The 21,645-nt window shown below is 73.4% G+C and carries 21 protein-coding genes; 12 read left to right on the top strand and 9 right to left on the bottom strand.

What is annotated here, in order from left to right; translation table 11 throughout:
• Positions 1 to 2: 2 nt before the first annotated feature.
• Positions 3 to 737, bottom strand: coding sequence for a phosphotransferase (locus tag QDR37_RS08830; protein WP_279713257.1), 735 nt, complete (start codon positions 735 to 737; stop codon positions 3 to 5).
• A 258-nt stretch (positions 738 to 995) separates the two neighbouring features.
• On the opposite strand from QDR37_RS08830, the gene QDR37_RS08825 reads away from it, so the two are divergent.
• Genes QDR37_RS08825 through QDR37_RS08810 form a run of 4 tightly spaced genes read left to right on the top strand, consistent with a single transcriptional unit; the run spans position 996 to position 4,380 of the window.
• Positions 996 to 1,892 (top strand): ABC transporter substrate-binding protein, encoded by an 897-nt coding sequence (locus tag QDR37_RS08825; protein ID WP_279713256.1) that lies wholly within the window; start codon positions 996 to 998, stop codon positions 1,890 to 1,892.
• Between the two features lie 5 nt (positions 1,893 to 1,897).
• Positions 1,898 to 2,869 carry an amino acid ABC transporter permease gene (locus QDR37_RS08820; protein WP_279713255.1) on the top strand — a complete coding sequence of 324 codons (972 nt, stop codon included), beginning with the start codon at positions 1,898 to 1,900 and terminating at the stop codon, positions 2,867 to 2,869.
• Positions 2,866 to 3,639, top strand: coding sequence for an amino acid ABC transporter ATP-binding protein (locus QDR37_RS08815; protein ID WP_279713254.1), 774 nt, complete (start codon positions 2,866 to 2,868; stop codon positions 3,637 to 3,639). Before QDR37_RS08820 ends, QDR37_RS08815 begins: the two co-directional genes overlap by 4 nt.
• A gap of 39 nt (positions 3,640 to 3,678) precedes the next feature.
• A complete protein-coding gene (locus QDR37_RS08810) occupies positions 3,679 to 4,380 on the top strand; it encodes a glutamine amidotransferase (protein ID WP_279713253.1) in 702 nt (233 codons plus the stop codon).
• A 10-nt stretch (positions 4,381 to 4,390) separates the two neighbouring features.
• Here QDR37_RS08810 and QDR37_RS08805 read toward each other — a convergent pair whose 3' ends face one another.
• Positions 4,391 to 6,643, bottom strand: coding sequence for a glycoside hydrolase family 3 N-terminal domain-containing protein (locus QDR37_RS08805; RefSeq protein WP_279713252.1), 2,253 nt, complete (start codon positions 6,641 to 6,643; stop codon positions 4,391 to 4,393).
• Between the two features lie 149 nt (positions 6,644 to 6,792).
• On the opposite strand from QDR37_RS08805, the gene QDR37_RS08800 reads away from it, so the two are divergent.
• From QDR37_RS08800 to QDR37_RS08785, 4 genes are all read left to right on the top strand, one after another.
• Positions 6,793 to 7,884, top strand: a complete 1,092-nt coding sequence (locus QDR37_RS08800; RefSeq protein WP_279713251.1) for a Gfo/Idh/MocA family oxidoreductase — start codon at positions 6,793 to 6,795, stop codon at positions 7,882 to 7,884.
• Complete coding sequence (locus QDR37_RS08795) at positions 7,881 to 8,612, top strand: ThuA domain-containing protein (protein ID WP_279713250.1); 732 nt, start codon at positions 7,881 to 7,883, stop codon at positions 8,610 to 8,612. The genes QDR37_RS08800 and QDR37_RS08795 overlap by 4 nt, the downstream gene beginning before the upstream one ends.
• 201 nt (positions 8,613 to 8,813) lie before the next feature.
• A complete protein-coding gene (locus QDR37_RS08790) occupies positions 8,814 to 9,998 on the top strand; it encodes an MFS transporter (protein ID WP_279713249.1) in 1,185 nt (394 codons plus the stop codon).
• A 102-nt stretch (positions 9,999 to 10,100) separates the two neighbouring features.
• Complete coding sequence (locus QDR37_RS08785; RefSeq protein WP_279713248.1) at positions 10,101 to 10,283, top strand: antitoxin; 183 nt, start codon at positions 10,101 to 10,103, stop codon at positions 10,281 to 10,283.
• A gap of 25 nt (positions 10,284 to 10,308) precedes the next feature.
• Here QDR37_RS08785 and QDR37_RS08780 read toward each other — a convergent pair whose 3' ends face one another.
• Entirely contained in the window at positions 10,309 to 10,500 is a 192-nt protein-coding gene (locus QDR37_RS08780; RefSeq protein ID WP_279713247.1) for a hypothetical protein, read from the bottom strand.
• 201 nt (positions 10,501 to 10,701) lie between these two features.
• Here QDR37_RS08780 and QDR37_RS08775 point away from each other — a divergent pair, with 201 nt between their 5' ends.
• Positions 10,702 to 11,502, top strand: coding sequence for a thioesterase family protein (locus tag QDR37_RS08775; protein WP_279713246.1), 801 nt, complete (start codon positions 10,702 to 10,704; stop codon positions 11,500 to 11,502).
• Positions 11,503 to 11,518: 16 nt separating this feature from the next.
• Here QDR37_RS08775 and QDR37_RS08770 read toward each other — a convergent pair whose 3' ends face one another.
• Positions 11,519 to 12,628, bottom strand: a complete 1,110-nt coding sequence (locus tag QDR37_RS08770) for an acyl-CoA desaturase (RefSeq protein WP_279713245.1) — start codon at positions 12,626 to 12,628, stop codon at positions 11,519 to 11,521.
• A gap of 167 nt (positions 12,629 to 12,795) precedes the next feature.
• On the opposite strand from QDR37_RS08770, the gene QDR37_RS08765 reads away from it, so the two are divergent.
• The 3 genes from QDR37_RS08765 (at position 12,796) to QDR37_RS08755 (ending at position 16,121) form a co-directional block, all read left to right on the top strand.
• The gene (locus QDR37_RS08765; RefSeq protein WP_279713244.1) at positions 12,796 to 14,106 is read left to right on the top strand and encodes a histidine kinase; all 1,311 of its coding nucleotides are present in this window, start codon (positions 12,796 to 12,798) and stop codon (positions 14,104 to 14,106) included.
• Positions 14,103 to 14,765: a response regulator transcription factor gene (locus QDR37_RS08760; protein ID WP_279713243.1), complete on the top strand. Its 663-nt coding sequence runs from the start codon at positions 14,103 to 14,105 to the stop codon at positions 14,763 to 14,765. Before QDR37_RS08765 ends, QDR37_RS08760 begins: the two co-directional genes overlap by 4 nt.
• Positions 14,766 to 14,834: 69 nt before the next feature.
• Positions 14,835 to 16,121: an MFS transporter gene (locus QDR37_RS08755; RefSeq protein WP_279713242.1), complete on the top strand. Its 1,287-nt coding sequence runs from the start codon at positions 14,835 to 14,837 to the stop codon at positions 16,119 to 16,121.
• A gap of 18 nt (positions 16,122 to 16,139) precedes the next feature.
• On the opposite strand, the gene QDR37_RS08750 is transcribed toward QDR37_RS08755, so the two are convergent.
• From QDR37_RS08750 to QDR37_RS08730, 5 genes are all read right to left on the bottom strand, one after another.
• Positions 16,140 to 16,277 (bottom strand): hypothetical protein, encoded by a 138-nt coding sequence (locus QDR37_RS08750; protein WP_279713241.1) that lies wholly within the window; start codon positions 16,275 to 16,277, stop codon positions 16,140 to 16,142.
• A gap of 75 nt (positions 16,278 to 16,352) precedes the next feature.
• Entirely contained in the window at positions 16,353 to 17,348 is a 996-nt protein-coding gene (locus tag QDR37_RS08745) for an ABC transporter permease (RefSeq protein WP_279713240.1), read from the bottom strand.
• Positions 17,348 to 18,274, bottom strand: a complete 927-nt coding sequence (locus tag QDR37_RS08740) for an ABC transporter permease (protein ID WP_279713239.1) — start codon at positions 18,272 to 18,274, stop codon at positions 17,348 to 17,350. The genes QDR37_RS08745 and QDR37_RS08740 overlap by 1 nt, the downstream gene beginning before the upstream one ends.
• Positions 18,271 to 19,956 carry an ABC transporter ATP-binding protein gene (locus tag QDR37_RS08735; RefSeq protein ID WP_279713238.1) on the bottom strand — a complete coding sequence of 562 codons (1,686 nt, stop codon included), beginning with the start codon at positions 19,954 to 19,956 and terminating at the stop codon, positions 18,271 to 18,273. The genes QDR37_RS08740 and QDR37_RS08735 overlap by 4 nt, the downstream gene beginning before the upstream one ends.
• Positions 19,953 to 21,602 (bottom strand): ABC transporter substrate-binding protein, encoded by a 1,650-nt coding sequence (locus QDR37_RS08730; protein ID WP_279713237.1) that lies wholly within the window; start codon positions 21,600 to 21,602, stop codon positions 19,953 to 19,955. Before QDR37_RS08730 ends, QDR37_RS08735 begins: the two co-directional genes overlap by 4 nt.
• Between the last annotated feature and the right edge of the window lie 43 nt (positions 21,603 to 21,645).

Here is a 21,645-nt window from a genome sequence, read left to right as displayed (position 1 = left end):
GATCAGCACCGCACGGACGCCGCCCACGCGGCGTCCGTGCGATACATCCGGGCGTGCGCGGCGAGCTCGGGCCGCTCCCCCGCGCGCGCCTCCGTGAACGCGGCGAGCTCGAGCAGCCGCTCCGGCACGACCGCGAGCACCGCCTCCGGATCGACGTCGCCGTACGCGGCGCAGAGCAGTGCGAGCCGTCGCCGCAGCTCCGGCGCGGACGGCGCGGGGAGGTCCGGGTTGCCGGGCGACGCGATCGGCACGAGCCGGTAGGCGAGGTAGGCGAGGTCCCACACCCGGGGACCGGGCGACGCGGTGTCGATGTCGATGAGACCGGTGACCCGGCCGTCGACGAAGACCATGTTGTACGGCGCCACGTCGTTCAGGCAGACCACCTCGACGGGCTCGTGCGCCGGCAGCTGCCACGTCCGCCCCGCGAGCTCGAAGCCGGCGGTCGCGTCGTGCACCGCGCGGAGCAGCCGACCGGACGCCTCGAGGTTCTCGTCCGTCCAGACGAAGCCCGGCATCGGGTAGGCGGGCACGACGCCCGGCAGGAACGTGAGCACCTCGCGGCCCTCGTCGTCCATGCCGAGCACCTCCGGGAGCACCACGACGCCCCGGTCGCGGACGTGCCGCAGCAGCGCGTGCACCGTCGGCGTCCACGGTCCTGCGACGCGGTGCACGCGGTCGTCGAACCGGACCGGCGCGTTCATGCTGCCGCCCGCGAGCGGCTCGCCCACCTCCGGCACGTCAGCCCTTCGGGAGGCGCGCGGCGGGGCCCGCCGCGATCCGCGGGACGGTCGGCACGAGGGGCGCAGCGACGGTCATGAGAGGGCCCCGAGCGAGGACGGCAGCGGCATGCGGCCTGTATAGCAACGCGGCGCGCGCACCGCCGCCACGGCCGAGCCGGCGACGGGTGGGCTCCCGCGTGGCACTCCTCGCGCCCGATACGCTCCCCTGGCCCCCTGCATCACATCCCCTGAAGAAGAAGAAGGCCCGACGCACCAATGCGCCCCCGCTCCCTGACCTCCCTCGTCGCTCTGGCCGCCGTGCCCGCGCTGCTGCTCACCGGTTGCGTCGACAACTCGACGCCGTCGTCCGGCTCGACCTCGAACGCGCCCGCGGTGAAGAAGAACACGAGCCTCGCCGACCAGGTGCCGGCGAGCGTCAAGAGCGCCGGCACGCTCTCGATCGGCATGGACGACACGTACCCGCCGAACGAGTACAAGGACGACAACGGCAACCCCACCGGCTGGGAGGTCGACCTCGCGAACGCCGTCGCCGGCAAGCTCGGCCTGAAGGCGACGTTCAACGTCGCGAAGTTCGACAACATCATCCCGAGCATCACGGGCGGCAAGGACGACCTCGGCATGTCGTCGTTCACCGACACCACCGAGCGCGAGAAGCAGGTCGACTTCGTCAACTACTACTCCGCCGGCATCCTCTGGGCCTCGAAGAAGGGGCGCACGATCAACCCCGACGCCGCCTGCGGCCTGAAGGTCGCCGTGCAGGCGACCACGTACGAGGACACGGACGAGGTGCCCGCCAAGTCGAAGGCGTGCATCGCGAAGGGCAAGCCCGCCGTGCAGGCCGTGCGGTACGACACGCAGGACGAGGCCACGAACGCGGTCATCCTCGGCAAGGTCGACGCCCTCAGCGCCGACTCCCCCGTCACGCTCTACGCCATCTCGAAGACCCAGGGCAAGCTGCAGGCCGCGGGCAAGACCTTCGACGAGGCGCCCTACGGCATCCCCGTGCAGAAGGGCTCGAAGCTCGCCCCGGTGCTGCAGAAGGCCCTCCAGGCCCTCATCGACGACGGCACCTACAAGAAGATCCTCGACAAGTGGGGCGTGGCCGACGGCGCGGTGACGAGCGCGCAGATGAACGCCGCCTCCAAGGGCTGACCCGCGTGTCCGAGAGCATCCAGGCGCGGCAGGCGGGCGCGGTCCCGCCGCCCGCCGGGGCTCGGGCCGAGCCCATCGAGGCCGTCAAGCTGCGGCACCCGTGGCGGATCGTCTTCGCGATCGTGCTGGTGCTCGCCGTCGTGCTGTTCCTGATCGACGCGGCGCAGCGCACCGCCTACGGCTGGCCGTTCGTCGGCAAGTACGTGTTCGACAAGCGGATCAGCGCCGCGGCGTTCGTGACGCTGCAGCTCACCGTGTACTCGATGGTGATCGGCGTGGCCCTCGGGCTCGCCCTCGCGGTGATGCGGCTGTCGCCGAACCCGGTCGTGAAGAGCGTCGCCTGGCTCTACGTCTGGATCTTCCGCGGCACGCCCGTGTACGTGCAGCTCGTGTTCTGGGGCCTGTTCTCGCTCATCTACCCGCACGTGTTCCTCGGCGTGCCGTGGACGAGCCTCGGCTACTCGCTGAGCCTCTCGTTCATGCAGAACGCGTTCGTCATCGCCGTGATCGGCCTCGCCCTGAACGAGGCGGCCTACATGGCCGAGATCGTGCGCGCGGGCCTGCTGTCGGTCGACGCGGGCCAGGAGGAGGCGGCCACCGCGCTCGGCATGTCGTGGGGGCAGACCATGACGCGGATCATCATCCCGCAGGCGATGCGCGTGATCATCCCACCGACGGGCAACGAGGTGATCTCGATGCTGAAGACCACCTCGCTCGTCGCGGCCATCCCGCTCACGACCGACCTCTACGGCGTCGCGCGCGACATCTCGGCGGTCACCTACACGCCGATCCCGCTGCTCATCGTCGCCTCGCTCTGGTACCTGCTGTTCACATCGATCCTCATGGTCGGCCAGTACTTCCTCGAGAAGCGGTTCTCCCGCGGCGTGAACGCGCGGCGCCCCGCACGCGGCCGGGCTGCCGGCTCGCTCGCCGCCGCGGGCGCGCCCGACGGCAACGACCTCGGAGGCAAGGGATGACCGCGACCGGCACGCCGATGGTGAAGGCGGAGGGCGTCTCGAAGAGCTTCGGCTCGAACGAGGTCCTGAAGGGCATCGACCTCGAGGTCGGCGCGGGTGAGGTGCTCTGCATCATCGGGCCGAGCGGCTCCGGCAAGTCCACCTTCCTGCGCTGCATCAACCACCTGGAGCGGGTCGACGCCGGCCGGCTGTCGGTCGACGGCGAGGTGGTCGGGTACCGGCAGCACGGGCAGAAGCTGTACGAGCTGAAGCCGAAGGAGGCGGCCCGCCAGCGCCGCGAGATCGGCATGGTCTTCCAGCGGTTCAACCTCTTCCCGCACATGACCGCGCTCGAGAACGTGATCGAGGCCCCGCTGCGGGTGAAGCGCGTGCCGAAGGCGCAGGCGGTCGCCCGCGCCCAGGAGCTGCTCGTGCGCGTCGGTCTCGGCGACAAGGGCTCGTCCTACCCCTCGCAGCTCTCGGGCGGCCAGCAGCAGCGCGTCGCGATCGCCCGGGCGCTCGCGATGGACCCGAAGCTCATGCTCTTCGACGAGCCCACGAGCGCGCTCGACCCCGAGCTGGTCGGCGAGGTGCTCGACGTGATGAAGGGCCTGGCCGCGAGCGGCATGACGATGATCGTCGTCACCCACGAGATGGGCTTCGCCCGCGAGGTCGCCGACGAGCTCGTCTTCATGGACGGCGGTGTCGTCGTCGAGGCGGGCGACCCGCGCGAGGTGCTCGCGGACCCGAAGCACCAGCGCACCCGCGCCTTCCTCTCGAAGGTGCTCTGACCCCGCTCCCCGCCCTCCCCTCAGTCAGGAAGGACCCGCGTGACGCGCACCGCCGTCGTCCTGCAGCACGACCCGAGCATCCACCTCGGCAACATCCGCCCGGTGCTCGAGGAGCACGGCTACACGCTCCGCGTCGTCGACGTGCGCACCGAGGACGTCGACGCGATCGATCCGACCGAGGCCGACCTGCTCGTCGTGCTCGGCGGCGAGATGGGCGCCTACGAGACGGAGGCCTACCCGTTCCTCGCCGCGGAGCAGCGGCTGCTGCGGGCCCGCCTCGGCGCCGAGCGCCCCACCCTCGGCGTGTGCCTCGGCGCCCAGCTCATGGCGGGCGCCCTCGGCGAGCGGGTCTACCGGGGCGACTCGACGCAGATCGGGTTCCGCAGCGTCGAGCCGACCGAGGCGGGCCGGACCTCCCCGGTGCGGCACTTCGCCGGGGTCCCCGTCGCGCAGTGGCACGCCGACACGTTCGAGCTGCCCGCCTCGGCCGTGCGCCTCGCGTCGTCGAACGACTACTCGAACGAGGCGTTCGCGATCGGCGACCACGCGCTGGCGGTGCAGTTCCACCCGGAGCTCACCGACGAGATGCACGAGCAGTGGGTCGCGGACGGCTACAACGAGCTCGACGAGCTCGCCATCGACCCGGACGCGCTGCGCCGCGAGCGCGAGCAGCACTCCGCCCGGATGCAGGAGGCGTCGCGCGCCGCGTTCTCCGAGTGGCTCGACGGGTTGGACCGCTAGCCCGCGGCGCTCACCCCCGGGTGTCGAAGGTCGCGGCGAGGTCCGCGGTCGCGTCGGCGCCCACCCAGACGTCGAACACGGACGCCTCGAGGACGGCGTCGCGCGCGGCGGTCGACCAGTGGCGACGCAGGTCGGGGCCGACCTCGAACCGCACCTCGGCCGACTCGCCCGCGGCGAGCTCGAGGCGCTGGAAGCCCTTCAGCTCGCGCACGGGGCGGATCGCGGAGCCGAAGCGCTGGTGCAGGTACAGCTGCGGCACGGCGATCCCGGCGCGCTCCCCGGTGTTCGTCACCGTGGCCGTGACGATCACGGTGCCGTCGACGGGCACGGAGACGCGGTCGACCGCGAGGTCCGAGTAGGCGAAGGTCGTGGTGGCGAGCCCGAAGCCGAACGGGAACAGCGGCGTGCTCGCCTCGTCCCAGTAGCGCCGGCCCTGGTTCTGCGGCTCGTGCGAGATCGCGTGCGCGTAGACCATCGGCACCTGGCCGACCGTGCGGGGCCAGGTGAAGGGCAGCCGCCCGCTCGGCGCGACGTCGCCGAAGAGCAGGTCCGCCACGGCCGTGCCGCCCTGCGTGCCCGGGTACCAGACGTCGAGGATCGTGGGCACGTGCTCCGCCGCCCAGCGCAGGTCGAGCGGGCGGCCGTTCATGAGCAGCAGCACCGTCGGCGTCCCGGCCGCGACGACGGCCTGGAGCAGCTCGAGCTGCCGCCCGGGCAGCTCGAGCGAGGAGCGCGAGGCGTTCTCGCCGATCATGTTCTGCCACTCGCCGAGCACGACGACGGCGACGTCGGCGCGGCGCGCCGCCTCGACCGCCCGCGCGAGCTCGGCCTGCTCGTCGAAGCCCTCCGGGTCCTCCGGGCGGTTGCCGCCGAACATGTCGAACAGCGACGGGAACTCCCGCTGCACCACGGGGATCCCGCGCGCGTGCTCGACCCGGACGGCGTCCCCGACCCGGTTGCGGATGCCCTCGAGCACGGTGACGGTCTCGTCGAGGTCGAAGTCGAACACCCAGGGACCGATCGTGTCGCGCCTCGAGTCGGCGAGCGGCCCGAGCACCGCGATGGAGGGGGTGCCCGGGTCGAGCGGCAGCAGGCCGCCCTCGTTCTTCAGCAGCACGGCGGAGCGCTGGGCGGCGACCCGCGCGACCTCGCGGTGCGCGGGGTCGCGCAGCACCTCGCGCGCACGCGCCTCGTCGACGTACGGGTCGTCGAGCAGCCCGAGCCGCTGCTTCGCCTCGAGCACGCGGCGCACCGCCGCGTCGAGCGTCGCCTCCGAGACGGCCCCGGACGCGACCGCCTCGGGCAGGTGGTCGAACGCCGGCTCGGCGATCGCCATCTCCATGTCGAGGCCGGCGTTGATCGCGCGCGCCGCCGCGTCGGCCGCGTCCTCCGCGAAGCCGTGGGTCACGAGGCTCTTCACGGCGTTCGCGTCGCTCACGACGAAGCCGCCGAAGCCCCAGCGCTCCCGCAGCACCTCGGTGAGCAGCCAGGGGTTGCCGGTCGCGGGCACGCCGTTCAGGCCCATGTAGGCGCTCATGACGTTGCCGGCACCGGCCGCGACCGCCGCGGCGAACGGCGGCAGGTACACGTTCCAGAGCTGCGGCTCCGACAGGTCGACCTCGTCGTAGTCGCGGCCGCCGAGCGCGGCGCCGTAGCCGGCGAGGTGCTTCGGCCCCGCGATCACGTGCTCGGGCGCCCCCAGCACGTCGCCCTGGAAGCCGCGCACCTGCGCGGCCGCGACGAGGGCGCCGAGGAACGGGTCCTCCCCCGCGCCCTCGATGATGCGGCCCCAGCGCGGATCGCGGGCGATGTCGAGGTTCGGCGCGAACGCCCAGTGGATGCCGACGGCCCGCGCCTCCCTGGCCGCGACGGCCTGCCCGCGCTCGATGGTCTCGAGGTCCCACGACGCCGCCATGGCGATCGGGACGGGCAGGATCGTGCGCAGGCCGTGGATCACGTCGAAGCCGAACAGGGCGGGGATGCCGTGCGGGTTGCCCTCGACCACGAGCCGCTGGAGCCGGTTGATCTCGGCGGGATCCGTCACGAACAGCAGCGAGCCCGCCCCGCCGCGGGCGAGCGCCGCCTCGACCTGGCGCGGCTGCTCGGCCGCGTCCGTCGGGTCGGGCAGCGCCGCGTCGGTGTCGGGCAGCACGAAGTAGAAGTACTGGGTCAGCTGTCCCGCCTTCTGCTCCACGGTCATCGCCGCGAGCAGCGCGTCGATCCGGGCGGCGCCGTCCGCCGTCGTGGTCGAGGGATCCGTCATGGTCGCACGCCCTTCCGCCTCCGCGCGGCCGCGCCGGTGCGCCCGCCCGTCAGCAGGCTCCCACAGCGGGATGGCCCCGCGGTGAGCGCCCGCTCAGGAGCGCACCCCTAGCGTCGAGCGTCGTGCGCCCGATCCCAGAAGGAGCAGCAGTGGCCCTCGAACGAACCCCGCAACCGCTCCGTGTCGGGGTCGTCGGCCTCGGCTTCGCCGGCACCACCGCCCTCGACGCGTTCTCGTCGCTGCCGGGCGTCGAGGTGGTCGCGCTCGCCGGGCAGGAGCAGCCGCGGCTCGACGAGCTCGCGGAGAGCCGCGGGGTGCCGAACCGGTACCACGACTGGGAGGACCTCGTCGCCCGCGACGACCTCGACGTCGTGAGCATCGGCGTGCCGAACCACCTGCACCACCCCATCGCGCTCGCCGCGCTCGGCAGCGGCAAGCACGTCTTCTGCGAGAAGCCGCTCGCCCCGACCGGCGCGCTCGCGCAGGAGATGGTCGACGCGGCCCGCACGGCGAACCGGGTGCTCGAGATCGCCTTCAACCACCGGCGGCGGGCCGACGTGCAGTACATCCGGCGCTACCTGGACGAGCACGACATCGGCCGGATCTACCACGCGCGGTCGAGCTGGCGGCGCCGCGCCGGCATCCCCGGCCTCGGATCCTGGTTCACGAACCGGCAGATGGCGGGCGGCGGCCCGATGGTCGACCTCGGTCCGCACATGCTCGACATCGCCCTGCACCTCATGGACGAGCCCCGGGTCACGAGCGTCAGCGCCGTGGCCTACGAGGAGCTCGGCCGTGCCGGACGCGGCGGCCGCTCGGGCTCGACCACGACCGGCGGCACCCGCACCTTCGAGGTCGAGGACTTCGCGAGTGCCCTGCTGCGCCTCGACACCGGCGGCAGCATCCACCTCGAGACGTCGTGGGCGAGCTACTCCGCGGACGAGGAGGACATCGCCGTCGAGCTGCTCGGCGCCACCGGCGGCGCCCGCCTCTTCGTGCGGAACTACGCCACCGACGACACGGTGCGCCTCTACTCCGACGTCGCGGGCGCGCCCGCGGTGACGGCGCCCGAGGTGCACGTGCCGGCGGGCCACCACCTCGCCGTCATCGAGGAGTTCGTGGCGACCGTCCGCTCCGGCGAGTGGGCGGACGCGTACGGCGACTACGCCCTGCACCGCAGCCGCGTGATCGACGCCGTCTACCAGTCCGCCGCCGAGCACCGGGAGGTCGAGGTCCCGTGAGGATCACGGTCTGGAACGAGCACGTCCACGAGACCCGTGGCGACGAGATCGTCCGCGGCAACTACCCCGACGGCATCCACAGCGCCATCGCCGAGGGACTGCGGGAGCACTTCGGCGCATCCGACGACGTCGTGCGCACGGCGGTGCTGCAGGACCCCGAGCACGGCTTGACCGAGGAGGTGCTCGACGACACCGACGTGCTGCTCTGGTGGGGCCACATCGCGCACGATCAGGTCGCCGACGAGGTCGTCGACCGCGTCCACCGGCACGTGCTCGCCGGCATGGGGCTGCTCGTGCTGCACTCCGGGCACTACTCGAAGATCTTCCAGCGCCTCACCGGCACGACGAACTCGCTGCTCTGGCGCAACGACGGCGAGCGCGAGCTCGTCTGGACGATCGACCACACGCACCCGATCGCCGCGGGCGTGCCCGACCCGATCGTGGTCCCGCGGCAGGAGATGTACGGCGAGCCGTTCGACATCCCGGTGCCCGACGAGCTGATCTTCGTCTCGAGCTTCACGGGAGGCGAGGTGTTCCGCTCGGGCGTCACGTACACCCGCGCGCTCGGACGCATCTTCTACTTCTCCCCCGGCGACCAGGAGTACCCCGTCTACCACCAGCCGGAGATCCGCCAGGTGCTCGCGAACGGCGTCCGCTGGGCGGCGCCCCGGCAGCCGCGGCGCGGCCAGACCGCGATCCACAAGCCCGAGCAGGGCTGGTTCGCCTAGCCGCTGCCGTCAGCGGAGGAGCGCGGCGGCGTCCGGGCAGCACCTCGCGGGCTCGAGCCGCGCCGGGCGGAGCCCCGTGCCGCAACCGGCCTGACGACCGCGGCACGGCGTCCGCCCCGCCTCGTGCGGACCCGACCTCCAGAGCGCGGATGACACCCTGGTGGGGTGCGGCAGCCGACTCGACAGCGACCAGGGGCCGTGGTGGCGGCAGCGGAAGGCCGACGGGAGCGGCTCCCCGCAGCGACCTGGGTGCTCGCCGCCGGCACGTTCCTCATGGGCACGAGCGAGTTCGTCGTCGCCGGGCTGCTGCCCGAGGTCGCTCGCGACTTCTCGGTCGGGATCGCCCAGGCGGGGCTCTCCATCACGGTGTTCGCCCTCGGCATGGTGCTCGGCACGCCGCTGATGGTGCTGCTGACGCTGCGGCTCCCCCGGCGCACGACGCTCGCCGTCGCCCTCGCGGTCTACGCCGTCGGGCATGTGCTCGCCGCCCTGACCGGGGTGTTCTGGGTGCTGCTCGCCGCGCGCTTCCTCACCGCCGTCGCCACGGGCGCGTTCTGGGCGGTCGCCTCGCTCGTCGCGGCGGACACGGCGCCCGAGGGCTCCGGCACGCGGGCGATCGGCGTCGTGCAGGCGGGCGGCATGCTGGCGAACGTCGTCGGCGTGCCGCTCGGCTCCTTCGCGGGGCAGCTGATCGGCTGGCGGGGGCCGTTCTGGGCCCTCGCGGCGCTCGCCGCGGTCGCCGTGATCGCGGTGCTGCGGGTCGTGCCGGCAGGGCACGCGTCGCGCGAGGCGCCGCGGCTCGGACCCGAGCTGCGCGCCCTGCGCTCCGGCCGGCTCTGGCTCGTGCTCGCGACCTGCGGGCTCGTCACCGGCGGGGTGCTCTCGGTGTTCAGCTACATCTCGCCGCTGCTCACCGACCGCACGGGCCTCCCCGAGGTCGCGGTGCCCGGCGTGCTCGTCGTCTTCGGAATCGGCGCGCTGGTCGGCTCGCTCGTCGCCGGTCACCTCGGTGACACGCGACCGGCCACCACGATGCTCGGCACGGCCGCGATCACCCTCCTCACGGTGCTCGCGCTCGCGGCGTGCTCGACGCTGCCGATCCCGACGGTGGCGCTCTTCGCGCTGCTCGGCCTCACTGGCCTGTCGGCGAACTCGATCCTGATCGCCGCCGTCATCCGCTTCGCCGGGTCGGCGCCCACGATCGCCATCGGCATCACCCCGTCGGCGTTCAACGTCGGCACCACGATCGGCACCGGCATCACCGCCGTGGCGCTCGGCGGTCCGCTCGGCGACCTCGCGCCGCTCGTCGTCGGGGCGGTCGCCGCCGCGCTCGTGCTCGTGGTGTTCGGCGGCCTGACCCTCCGCGAGCGGCGCGCGAGCGCGTGAGGTGCCGCACACCGGACGCCCACCGCACGCTCACGCGGGTCGCCGAGACTGCCCGACGGGGTCCGGCACGAGCCGGGCCGCCGCGAACGGAAGGGGATCCCCATGGCCGACTTCGGTGACCTCGGCGGGAAGGCGAACGACTTCCTGCAGTCCGACAAGGGCGAGCAGCTGAGCGACGACGCGCTGCAGAAGGCCGGCGACGCGGTCGACGACCGCACCGGCGGCAAGTTCGACGGCCAGGTCGACAAGGCGGAGCAGGCGGCCGACGACCGCATCGGGCAGTAGCCCCTCGCTGCGGCCCGCACCGTCCTCAGCGGGGCGGTGCGGGCCGCAGCGGTGCCTGCCCCTGACTGACCGCGGACACCGCGGCCGCCACGTCGTGCGTCGCCACCCGGTCGGCCCAGCCGTCGAGCCCGACGATCGACGCGATCACGATGCCGGCCACGATCGCACCGGTGGTGAGCGCCCGCCCGATCCTGCTGCGCGCCGCGATCCTCGTCATCCCTGTCCCTCCCGCCTGCAGCGTGCAGGGGGTCGCTGTGGCGGGTCGATGAGCCGTCGATGAGGAAGCGACGCGTGGACGCCGTCCGCGGGACGACGGCTGGAACGCGCCCCGCCCCGTCGCGCTCCGCGCGCTCCGCGCGCTCCGCGCAGCCTCGTGCATCAGCGGAACCGCAGCGCGCCGCCCACGAGAATGACGACGATGTCCGCTCCCCGCGCCGAGGCCTACTTCGCCCGCACCGGTCCGAACCGCTTCGTCCCCTCCGAGCACGTCGGCGGCGCGTGGAACGAGAACGAGCTGCACTTCAGCCCGCTGGCGGGCCTGCTCACGCATGCGATCGAGCAGCACCCGCGTCCCGCCGGGCTGCTGCTCGCCCGGATCTCGTTCGACATCCTCGGCCGGCTCGACGTCGGCTCCCTCGAGGTCGAGGTCGAGACCGTCCGCAGCGGCCGCACGATCGAGCTCGCCGAGGCGACTCTGCGGCTGCACGGCCGCGCGGCGGTGCGCGCCCGCGCCTGGTACCTCGCGGCGGCCGACACCGCGGCCGTCGCCGAACCGGTCCGGCCGCTGCTGCCGCCGCCCGGCGAGCTCGACCGCAGACCCTTCGACGCGGTCTGGGGCGGTGGCTACGTCGCCTCGCTCGACTTCCGGCCGGTCGCACCGCCCGCGCCCGGCCGCACCACCGCGTGGCTCGCCTCGACGGTCGGCCTCGTCGCCGACGAGGAGGTGAGCGACGTCGCGACCTACCTGGCGCTCGTCGACACCGCGAACGGCATCGCCGTGCGCGAGGACCCGGCACGCTGGCTGTTCCCGAACGTCGACCTCACGATCCACCTGCTGCGCACGCCGCGGGCGCCCTGGGTGGGCCTCGACACCACCGTCACCTTCGGCTCGACCGGGCTCGGGGTGACGAGCAGCGTGCTCCACGACGTGGCGGGACCGGTCGGCCGGGCCGAGCAGTCCCTCACGGTGCGGCCGCGGCCGGCGCCCTCGGCGCCGTAGGCGCGAACGGGCGGGCTCAGGCGGTGCGGAACGCCTGAGCGGCCGGGCAGTCGAACGGATCGGCCGCGCGGATCCCGACGCGGTGCAGGTGCCGGATCACGATGCCGCCGGCGGTGAGCACGTCGTTCTCCTCGTAGGGCACGCCGAGGTCGAGGCAGTGCTGCCGGACGAGGGGACGGACCCGACGCAGGTTCGCGCTCGGCATGTTCGGGAAGAGGTGGTGCTCGATCTGCAGGTTGAGCCCGCCCATGACGTGCTCCATGAGGCGCCCGCCCGAGATGTTGCGCGAGGTGAGCACCTGCCGGCGGAAGTAGTCGACCTTCTCACCGCGCTCGATCACGCGCATACCGGTGTGGTTCAGCGAGAAGGTGCCGCCCATGTAGAGGCCGAAGGCGGCGAGCTGCACAGCCATGAACGCGGCGCCGAGACCCGGACCGAGCAGCAGCACGACGACCAGCGGGAAGCCGAGCAGCCGGATCGCGATCAGGGCCGCCTCCGTGAAGCGGTGCTCGACGTGCTCGCCCGTGACGATCGCCTTGACCGCGTTGATGTGCAGGTCGAGCCCCGAGAGGGCGAGGATCGGCACGAAGTACCACCCCTGGTGGGCCGTGAGCCAGCGCCGCAGGCCGCGCCGCTTCGGCGCCTCCTCCGTGACGAACACGATCGCGCCCGGCACGATGTCGTCGTCGCGGCCGATCGTGTTGGGGTTCGCGTGGTGCCGGCTGTGCTTGTTCATCCACCAGCCGTAGCTGAGGCCGATGCCGAGGTTGCCGATGATGCGGGAGAACGCCTCGCCGACCCGTCCCGAGGTGAAGATCTGCTTGTGCGCGCTGTCGTGCGCGAGGAACGCGATCTGCGTGAACACCACCGCGAAGTAGACGGCCACGAGGAGCTGCCACCAGGTGCGCCCCAGGGTCGCGAGCAGCACGAACCCCCCGGCGAGCAGCGCGGTGAGCACGATCCCGCGCGTGAGGTAGGAGCCGGGGCGCCGCCGCAGCAGGCCGGCCTCCTTCACCTGCTTCGCGAGCGCGGTGTAGTCGCTCGCGTGCAGCGAGCGCGCTTCCCCGACCGGACGCGTTCGGGGCCGGGTGGTGCGCACGCCCGGTGCGTCGACAGTCGTGGTCATGATCGAACGCTACGGAGCGGACGCGTCGGCCGCGTCCCTCCTGGGAGCGCTTCTCTCCCCCTACCCCGGTACTGGGCGGGGGCCGCCAGGAGGCAGAATGGGCTGGCGGTCGACCCGACCGGACGGAGCCCGCGGTGCCGCGCTCGGCTCGCCGGAAGGAGGCCAGGATGGCGGCAGGTGCCGTGCGGCCCCTTCTCGTCCGCGGCCGTCGGCCGCTCGGCGCCGTCGTGAGCGCGGTCGCCCGCGCCCAGCGCGCCTTCGAGGAGACGGTCTCGAGCAGGCCTCTGCAGCGCGTGCGGCTGCGCCGGCTCGCGTTCGCGCTGCTCCTGCTCGCCGCCATCGCGCTGGCCCTCACCGAGCTGCCCTTCGCCGCCGGCGCCTACCGGGTGCCGATCGCGCTCGCGCTGCTGCTCACGGCCCTGCAGGCGGCCTCGCTGCCCCTCGCGGCGCTGCAGCCGCACGTGGCGGCACCGCTGTCGACCGCGGCGTCGCTCGCCCTCGCCGCGATGAGCGCGCGCACCGAGCTCGCGTGGCCGTGGTGGATCGTGCTCCTCGTGGGGCAGGCGGCGGTCCTCGCCGTCGTCGCCGCGCGCGTGCGCTGGTTCCTCGGCCTCGGTCACTGGCTCGTCGCCATGGCGGCGGCCGCAGGGCTGGCCGCCGCGCTCCGCCCGGGGGACGGCGACGAGGTCGCCGTGAACCTCGTCATCGCGGGCGGCGTCACCGGGGCCGTGATGCTGCTGTCCCTGCTGCTGTCCCAGTGGAGCCGCATGGGGGCGCAGCTGCTCGTCGAGCGGCGCGCGAACGAGGGCGAGGTGGCGCGGCGGGTGCTCGCCGAGGAGCGCACCCGCATCGCGCGCGAGCTCCACGACGTGGTCGCCCACAGCATGTCGATCATCACCGTGCAGTCGACGACGGCCCGCTACCGGCACCCGGACCTCGACCAGCGGGCCGTCGACGAGCTCGAGCAGATCGGCGAGCTCTCGCGGCAGGCCCTCGACGAGATGCGCGGGCTGCTCACCGTGCTCCGCGGCGACGACACCGACGCGCCCATGGATCCCCAACCCGGGATCACCGGGGTCCCCGACCTCGTGCAGCAGGCGGAGCGCGCCGGGATGGCGGTGACGCTCGAGCCGCTGCCCCGCAGCGACGCCGCCGCGGTCCCGGACGTGGTCGGTCTCGCCGCCTACCGCATCGTGCAGGAGGCGCTCAGCAACGCCATCCGGCACGCGCCGCACGCCGCGGTCCGGGTGGCCTGCGCGCAGAGCGGCGACACCCTGACGATCCGCGTCGAGAACGGCCCCAGCGCGACACCGCGACTCGTGCCGCCCACACCGCGAGGCCGGGGCCACGGCCTCGTCGGCATGCGCGAGCGGGCGATCAGCGTCGGCGGCCGGCTGACGGCGGAGGCCTCGCCCGACGGCGGCTTCCGGGTCCTGGCCGACCTGCCGCTCCCCGTTCCCGGAGGGACGCCGGCATGACCGTTCGGGTGCTCGTGGCCGACGACCAGGCGATGGTGCGTGCCGGCTTCGTCGCGCTGCTCGCGGCGCAGCCGGATCTCGAGGTGGTCGGCGAGGCGGCGGACGGAGGCCAGGCGGTCGCGCTCGCGCTCGCGGAGCGCCCCGACGTCGTGCTCATGGACGTCCGCATGCCCGTGCTCGACGGCATCGCGGCGACGCGCGCGATCCTCGCGAGCCCGGGCGTCACCGCGCGCATCGTGATGCTCACGACCTTCGACATCGACGAGTACGTGCTCGAGGCGCTCCGCGCGGGCGCCAGCGGATTCCTGCTGAAGGACGCGCGCGCGGACGACCTCGTCGACGCCGTCCGCGTCGTCGCTCGCGGTGACGCGCTGCTCGCGCCGAGCGTCACCCGCCGCCTCATCGAACGGTTCGCCTCCGAGCCGGCCGTGCGGCCCCCGACCACCGACTTCGGGGCCCTGACGCCGCGCGAGCGGGAGGTGCTGACGCTGGTGGCGCGAGGACGGAGCAACGCGGAGATCGGCACCGACCTGTTCATCGCGGAGCAGACGGTGAAGTCGCACGTGTCCCGCCTGTTCGGCAAGCTCGGCGCGCGGGACCGCGTCCACGCGGTGATCATGGCGTACGAGTCGGGCCTCGTCCTGCCGCGCGCCGACTGAGCCGGAGCGAGCGGCCGCACCCACCGCGGCACCGCGTCGCCGTCGGTGCCGCCCGGTACGGTCGAGCGAGTGACCGAGGTGTGGAGCAGCGAGCGCCTCGCGGTCGGGCGCCGCGCCTGGCGCCTCTCGCTCGCCGGCACCCTCGTGTCGTCGCTCGGCAGCGGGCTCACGCTGCCGTTCCTCATCGTGTACCTGCACGCGGTGCGCGGCGCGAGCCTGCCGGTGGCCGGGCTCGTCGTGGCGCTCTCCTCCGTCATCGGCATGGTCTCGAGCGCGGCGAGCGGATCCCTCGCCGACCGCATCGGCCTCGGTCGCATGCTCGCGATCGGCCTGCTGCTGCAGGCGATCGGCACCGGCCTGCTCGCGATCGGCGGCTCCATCGCCGAGGCGGCGATCGCGGTGACGATCAACGGCGCCGGCAACAGCGCCGCATGGCCGTCGATGAACGGACTCGTCAGCAACCAGGTGCCGCCCGAGCGCCGGGCCCGCGCCTACGCGCTGCGGTTCGGGCTGCTGAACGCGGGGCTCGGCGTCGGCGGCATCGTCTCCGGCTCGGTCGTCTCGCTCGAGCACCCGGGCAGCTTCCAGCTCGTCTACGCGGTCGACGCGATCAGCACCGCGGCGTTCGCGGCGATCGTGGTCGTCGGGCTCCGCGGCACCCCCGGCTACCTGCCCGATCCCGGGAGCGTGCACCCGCACGAGGACGCGGGGCCGCGCGGCTACCGGTCGGTGCTCGCCGACCGGCGGTTCCTCGGCTTCCTCGCCTGCGGCCTGCTCTTCTCGACCTTCGGCTACGGCCAGCTCGACGGGCCGTGGGCGGCCTTCGCGACGCTCGTCGCGCACGCGAGCCCGCAGGTCGTGGGCATCGGGTTCGCGGCGAACACGGCCGTCATCGTCGTGCTGCAGCTCGCGGTCGAACGGGCGACGAGACGGTGGCGGCGCAGCCGCATGCTGCTCGTGACCGGCGTGCTCTGGTCGGTCGGCTGGCTCTTCTCGGGCCTCGCCGCGCTGCCGGCCTTCGCGGGGGTGCCGGCGGGCATCGCGCTGGCCCTCTCGCTCGGCGTCTTCGGACTCGGTGAGACCTTCTACAGCCCGGTGAACGGCGCGCTCACGAACGCGCTCGCGCCGGCGCACCTCCGCGGGCGGTACAACGCCCTCGCCTCGAGCACCTGGCCCCTCGGCGGGCTGATCGGCCCGCCCGTCGCCGGCGTGCTGCTCGGCAGCGCGGCGCCCGTGCTCTGGGTGCCGGTCATCGCGGTCGGCACCGCGATCGCGGGTCTCGGCGGGCTCCGCCTCGGCCGCGTCCTGCCGCCCGAGGCCGACCGCCCGCCGCTCGAGCCGGTCGACGCCTCCTGACCGCGCGCCCGGCGGCGCTCAGAACGTCTCGCCGCCCGGGTCGGCGTCGAAGTGGCTGCAGCTGCTGCATTCCCAGAACGGATGCGTGGACCCGCCCAGCCGGCGCATCGGCGCCCCGCAGCTCGGACAGGCCCGGGCCGGGGAGTCGTCGCTCATGGCAGGACGCTACGGCCGCGGGCGCGGCTGCCGACAGTGCGGGAACCACGAACTTCTGAAGGATGCGCGGGCGGCTCAGCCGAGCTGCACGCGGGGGTCGAGCAGGCCGTAGACGATGTCGACGACGAGGTTCGCGATCGTGATGAGGAAGGCGGAGAACAGCGTCACCCCGACGACGACCTGCAGGTCGAGCGCGCCGATCGAGTCGACGAGCAGCGCGCCCATCCCCTGCATCGAGAACACGCGCTCGGTGATCACCGCACCGCCGAGCAGGCTGCCGAGGTCGAGCCCGAAGACGGTCACCACCGGGATGAGGGCGTTGCGCAGGCCGTGCCGCACGATGACCGCCGGCTCGCGCAGCCCCTTCGCCCTCGCGGTGCGGATGTGGTCCTGGCCGAGCTGGTCGAGCAGCTCGGACCGGGTGAGGCGCGCGTAGACGGCGGCGCTGATGATCGCGAGTGCGCACCACGGCAGGATCAGGTGCACGAACCAGCCGGCCGGGTCCTCGGTGAGCGGCTGGTAGCCGCCGGTCGGCAGCCAGCCGAGCCCGAAGCCGAACAGCAGGATCGCGAGCAGCCCGACGAGGTAGGCGGGGGCCGAGACCCCGGCGATCGCGGCGGCCATGACGACGCGGTCGGCGGCGCGGCCGCGACGGATCGCGGCGACGGTGCCCGCGGCGACGCCGGCGAGCAGCCAGAGCACCGCGGCGCCGACCGCGATCGACGCGGTGACGGGCAGCCGGGCGACGATCAGCTCGGTGACCGGGGTGCTGCGCAGGAACGAGTAGCCGAAGCACGGCGCCGCGCAGTCGATCGCGCCGCCGCCCGAGCCGAAGGTGCGGCCGGCGACGATGCCCCTCAGGTAGTCGCCGTACTGCACGTACCAGGGGCGGTCGAGCCCGAGGAAGCGCTTCGCGAGCGCGAGGTGCTCCGGGGTGCACGGCTTGCCGCAGGAGGACTGGGCCGGGTTCGCGGGCAGCAGGAAGAAGATCACGTAGGTCGCCGCGGTGACGACGAGCAGCACGATCACGACCCCGGCCAGGCGGAGCAGCACGAAGCGGAGCAGGCGCATCAGACGAGCTCCTCCGTGGGCACGGGTGCGGTCCGCCGGCGGTGGCTCCCCCGCCTGGAGACGCGCGGGTCGAGCGCGTCGCGGAGGCCGTCGCCGAAGACGTTGAACCCGAGCGTGACGAGGAACAGCGCGGCGCCGGGGAAGACGAGGTAGGCGGGGTCGGTCGAGAACCAGGCGACGGCGTCGCCGATCGATCGGCCCCACGAGGGCGTGGGCGGCGGCACCCCGACACCGAGGAACGACAGGGCCGCCTCGGTGCCGATCGAGGCGGGCACGAGGATCGCGGCGTAGACGAGCAGGGTCGAGAAGACGTTCGGCAGCAGCTGCGTCAGCAGCACGTGCCCGGGGCCGGCGCCCATCGCCTCGGAGGCGACCACGAACGTGCGGCGCTTCAGGGTGAGCACCTGCCCGCGGATGACGCGAGCGACGGCGGGCCAGCCGAAGAAGCCGATGACGAGCACGATGAGCGCGGGCCGCGGGAACGAGGCCGCCACGATCGCGGTCAGCGCGATCATGAAGATGAGGCTCGGGAAGCCGAGCATCACGTCGACGACGCGGCTGACGATCCGGTCGGTCCAGCCGCCGAAGTAGCCGGAGACGAGGCCGACGAGCGCGCCGAGCAGCACCGACACGACGGACGCGGCGATGCCGACCGCGATCGACACCTGCGACCCGTAGACGACGATCGCGAACAGGTCGCGACCGGTGAGCGGCTCGACGCCGAACGGGTGCTGCGCCGAGATGCCGCCGCCGAACCCCTTCGGGGCGCCCGAGCCGTCGAGCGTCGACAGGTGGTAGGTGTACGGGTTCTGCCCGACGACGCCGGTGATGAGCGGCGCGAAGAGGGCCGCGAGCACGAACAGCACCACGACGACGGCGCCCGCGAGGGCCCAGCCGTCGCGGCGCAGGGAGCGCCACACGTTCACCGGACCTCCTCGAGCTGGCGCCACGCCTCGCGCCGCTCGGCCTGCGCGGCCGGATCGGCGACGGGCGCCGCGGCGAGCAGCCGGGCCGTGTACGGGTCGGCGGGCGCGGTGAGCACCTGCTCGGCGGGCCCCTGCTCCACGACACGGCCCTCGCGGAGCACGACCACGGTCGAGGCGAGCTCGCGGACGACGGCGAGGTCGTGGCTGATGAAGAGGCAGGCGAAGCCGAGCCGCGCCTGCAGGTCCTTCAGCAGCTGCAGCACGGCCGCCTGCACCGAGACGTCGAGGGCGCTCGTGGGCTCGTCGGCGACGAGCAGGTCGGGATCGAGGGCGAGGGCACGGGCGATCGCGACCCGCTGGCGCTGGCCGCCGGAGAGCTCGTGTGGGTAGCGGCCGGCGAAGTCGCGCGGCAGCTGCACGTCGTCGAGCAGGCGCGCCACCCGGTCGGCCCGCTTGGCCCGGTCGAGGCGCCCGGCGAGCTGCAGCGGCTCCGCGATGCTCCAGCCGACGGTGTTGCGCGGGTTCAGCGACGAGGCCGGGTCCTGGAAGACGGTGCCGATGCGCCGGCGCACCGCTCGCCGCCGTCCGCGGCCGGCGCCGGCGAGCTCGACACCCGCGACCGTGGCGCGGCCGCCGCTCACCGGCACGAGGCCGAGCAGCGCCCGGCCGACCGTCGACTTGCCCGAGCCCGACTCCCCGACGAGCCCGACGACGCGTCCGGCGTCGACCGAGATGCTCACGTCGTCGACCGCCCGGACGACGGCGCCGCGGCGGCGGTAGGTGACCGAGGCGTGGTCGAGCACGGCGACCGCCCGGTCCGTCGGCGCGGCCGCCGCGGCGCCGGACGCCGCACCGGGTCGCGGCACGGCGCGGAGCGCCGCGAGCGACGGCACCGACGCGAGCAGGGCCTTCGTGTACGGGTGCTGCGGGGCGGTGAGCACCTGCTGCACCGGGCCGCGCTCGACGACCTCGCCGGCCCGGAGCACGAGGACGTCGTCGGCGAGATCGGCGACGACGCCCATGTCGTGCGTGATGAGCAGCACGGCGGTGCCCCTCGTGTCGCGCAGGGCGCGGATGAGGTCGAGGATCCCGGCCTGCACCGTGACGTCGAGCGCGGTGGTCGGCTCGTCGGCGATGAGCGCGACGGGGTCGCAGCTGATCGCCATCGCGATCATGGCGCGCTGGAGCTGGCCGCCGGAGAGCTCGTGCGGGAACGACCGCGCGATCCGCTCGGGCTCGCGGAGGCCGACGGAGGTCAGCAGCTCGACGATCCGCTCGGCCGTCTCGGCTCGGGAGCGCCGACGGCCGTGCGCCGCGAGCGCCTCGGCGATCTGGTCGCCGATCGAGTAGACGGGGTCGAAGGCGCTGCCCGGCTCCTGGAAGACGGTGCCGATGCGGCCGCCCCGCACCTCGCGGAGGGTGCTCGCGTCGGCGCCGAGCAGCTCGCGGCCCTCGAGCCGGATGCTGCCGGTGACCGCGGCCGTCGGAGGCAGCAGCCCGAGCACGCTCATCGCGGTGACGGACTTGCCCGAGCCCGACTCGCCGACGAGGGCGAGCACGCGCCCGGCGCGCAGGTCGAGGCCGACCGAGTGCACCACCCGGTCGGCCTCGTCCTGCCCGAACGCGATCGAGAGGTCGGCGACGGACAGCACCGCCTCGTCCTGCGCGTTCGTGCCGGTCACTTCGTGAGGGTGACCGTCATGTAGTCCGGGTACGCGGGGAACGACGGGATGAAGAAGTTCCCGACGCCCGACCCGTGGAGGAACGACTGCTTCGCGTAGATCAGCGGGACGACCGGGGCGTCCTGCATGATCCGCTTGTCGATCGCCGCCCACTGCGCCTGCGCCTTCGCCTGGTCGACCTCGGCCTGCGCGGCCGCGATCGCCTTGTCGACGCCGGCGTTCGAGTACTGCGAGATGTCGTAGTTGCCGCCGCCGATCTGGTTCGACTCGAACAGCGGGGAGATGTTCGAGTTCGCCGACGGGAAGTCGGGCTGCCAGCTCGTGAGCGAGAGGTCGAACTTCGGGTTCGTGGCGGTGAGGTCCGAGTAGTAGGAGTTCTGGTCCTCCGGCTTGAGCGTCACCGCGACGCCGACGCGCTGCAGGCCCTGCTGGATCGCCTGGGCCTGAGCGAGGGACCCGGTGTCGTTCTGCGTGAGCAGCGAGAGCTTCAGGGCGCCGACGCCCGCGCTCTTCAGCAGCGCCTTCGCCTTCGCGACGTCGCCGCCCGCGGGGGCCGGGTAGAGGTCGTACGGCTGCCGGCCCGCGATGCCGGGCGTGATGAGCGTGCTCGCGAGCACGCCCGCCTGGCTGCCGCCGGAGGCGACGAGGTAGGCCTGCTTGTCGACGGCGTACTCGAACGCCTGCCGCACCTTGAGATCCTTCAGCGCGCCCTTCTGCGTGTTCATCGTGAGGTACTGCAGCGGGCCGGCCTGGCTCGTGGCGAGCCGCGCCTTGGCCGACGCGTTGCGCGTCACGGTCGCGAGGTCGGAGGCGCCGAGGTACTGCACGTCGAAGGCCTTCGCGTACGCGCCCGTGTCCTGCACGAGGTTCTGCACGGCCGTCGTCTGGTTCTGGCCCTCCTGGAACACGACCTTGTCGGCGGCCGCGGTACGGATCGAGTCCGTCTTCCTCGACCAGTAGGGGTTGCGGGTGAGGGTGAGCGCGTTGCCGTCCTTGATGGACTGCACCTTGTAGGGGCCTGTGGTGATCGGCGCCTTCACGTAGGTGGAGGGGCTGCCGTTGCTCTTCTTGACGGGGGTGAAGGCGGGCTGCGAGACGATCCACGGCCAGTCGCCGAACGCCTTGTTCAGGTGGAAGACGATCGTCGTCGCGTCCGGGGTCGCGATCGAGGCGAGCTCCTTGCCGCTGAACGGCCCCTTGTAGGACTCGGCGCCCGCGAGCAGCGTCTTGTGGTACCCGAGGCCGCCCTGCAGCTGGTCGCTGAAGGAGCGCTCGACGCCGTACTTGACGTCGGCGCTCGTCACGGGCGAGCCGTCGGAGAACTTGAGACCGCTCTTCAGTGTGTAGGTCCAGGTCCTGCCGCCGTCGCTGGCAGTGCCGCTGTTCGTCGCGAGGTCGGGCACGACCTTCGCGTCCTTGCCGGGCTTCACGTCCCACGTCGTGAGGCGGCGGTCGAGCAGGCTCAGAGTCGTCGTGGCGAGGTTCTGGCTGGCGGCGGGGTCGAGCGAGATGGTGCTCGCGGGGGTCAGGATCGTCAGCGTGCCGCCCGTGGAACCGGCTTTGCCGCTCGACCCCGTGGGGGAGCAGCCGGCCAGCAGGAGCGTCGCGCCGACGACGGCGGCAGCCGTCGCGGTGAACTTGTGCATGTGTCAACTTTCGCGGATCGCGGCGACGCCTCCGTGCACATGA

The organism is Amnibacterium sp. CER49, from assembly GCF_029846255.1.
Lineage (GTDB): Bacteria > Actinomycetota > Actinomycetes > Actinomycetales > Microbacteriaceae > Amnibacterium.
This window is presented reverse-complemented; position numbering and strand designations above follow the sequence as displayed.

Bases quoted from the DNA above. Each gene is read 5' to 3' on its own strand.
- QDR37_RS08825 (WP_279713256.1), top strand. From the start codon at position 996: ATGCGCCCCCGCTCCCTGACCTCCCTCGTCGCTCTGGCCGCCGTGCCC.
- QDR37_RS08815 (WP_279713254.1), top strand. From the start codon at position 2,866: ATGACCGCGACCGGCACGCCGATGGTGAAGGCGGAGGGCGTCTCGAAG.
- QDR37_RS08805 (WP_279713252.1), bottom strand. From the start codon at position 6,643: ATGACGGATCCCTCGACCACGACGGCGGACGGCGCCGCCCGGATCGAC.
- QDR37_RS08785 (WP_279713248.1), top strand. From the start codon at position 10,101: ATGGCCGACTTCGGTGACCTCGGCGGGAAGGCGAACGACTTCCTGCAG.
- QDR37_RS08780 (WP_279713247.1), bottom strand. From the start codon at position 10,500: ATGACGAGGATCGCGGCGCGCAGCAGGATCGGGCGGGCGCTCACCACC.
- QDR37_RS08775 (WP_279713246.1), top strand. From the start codon at position 10,702: ATGTCCGCTCCCCGCGCCGAGGCCTACTTCGCCCGCACCGGTCCGAAC.
- QDR37_RS08770 (WP_279713245.1), bottom strand. From the start codon at position 12,628: ATGACCACGACTGTCGACGCACCGGGCGTGCGCACCACCCGGCCCCGA.
- QDR37_RS08765 (WP_279713244.1), top strand. From the start codon at position 12,796: ATGGCGGCAGGTGCCGTGCGGCCCCTTCTCGTCCGCGGCCGTCGGCCG.
- QDR37_RS08760 (WP_279713243.1), top strand. From the start codon at position 14,103: ATGACCGTTCGGGTGCTCGTGGCCGACGACCAGGCGATGGTGCGTGCC.
- QDR37_RS08750 (WP_279713241.1), bottom strand. From the start codon at position 16,277: ATGAGCGACGACTCCCCGGCCCGGGCCTGTCCGAGCTGCGGGGCGCCG.
- QDR37_RS08745 (WP_279713240.1), bottom strand. From the start codon at position 17,348: ATGCGCCTGCTCCGCTTCGTGCTGCTCCGCCTGGCCGGGGTCGTGATC.
- QDR37_RS08730 (WP_279713237.1), bottom strand. From the start codon at position 21,602: ATGCACAAGTTCACCGCGACGGCTGCCGCCGTCGTCGGCGCGACGCTC.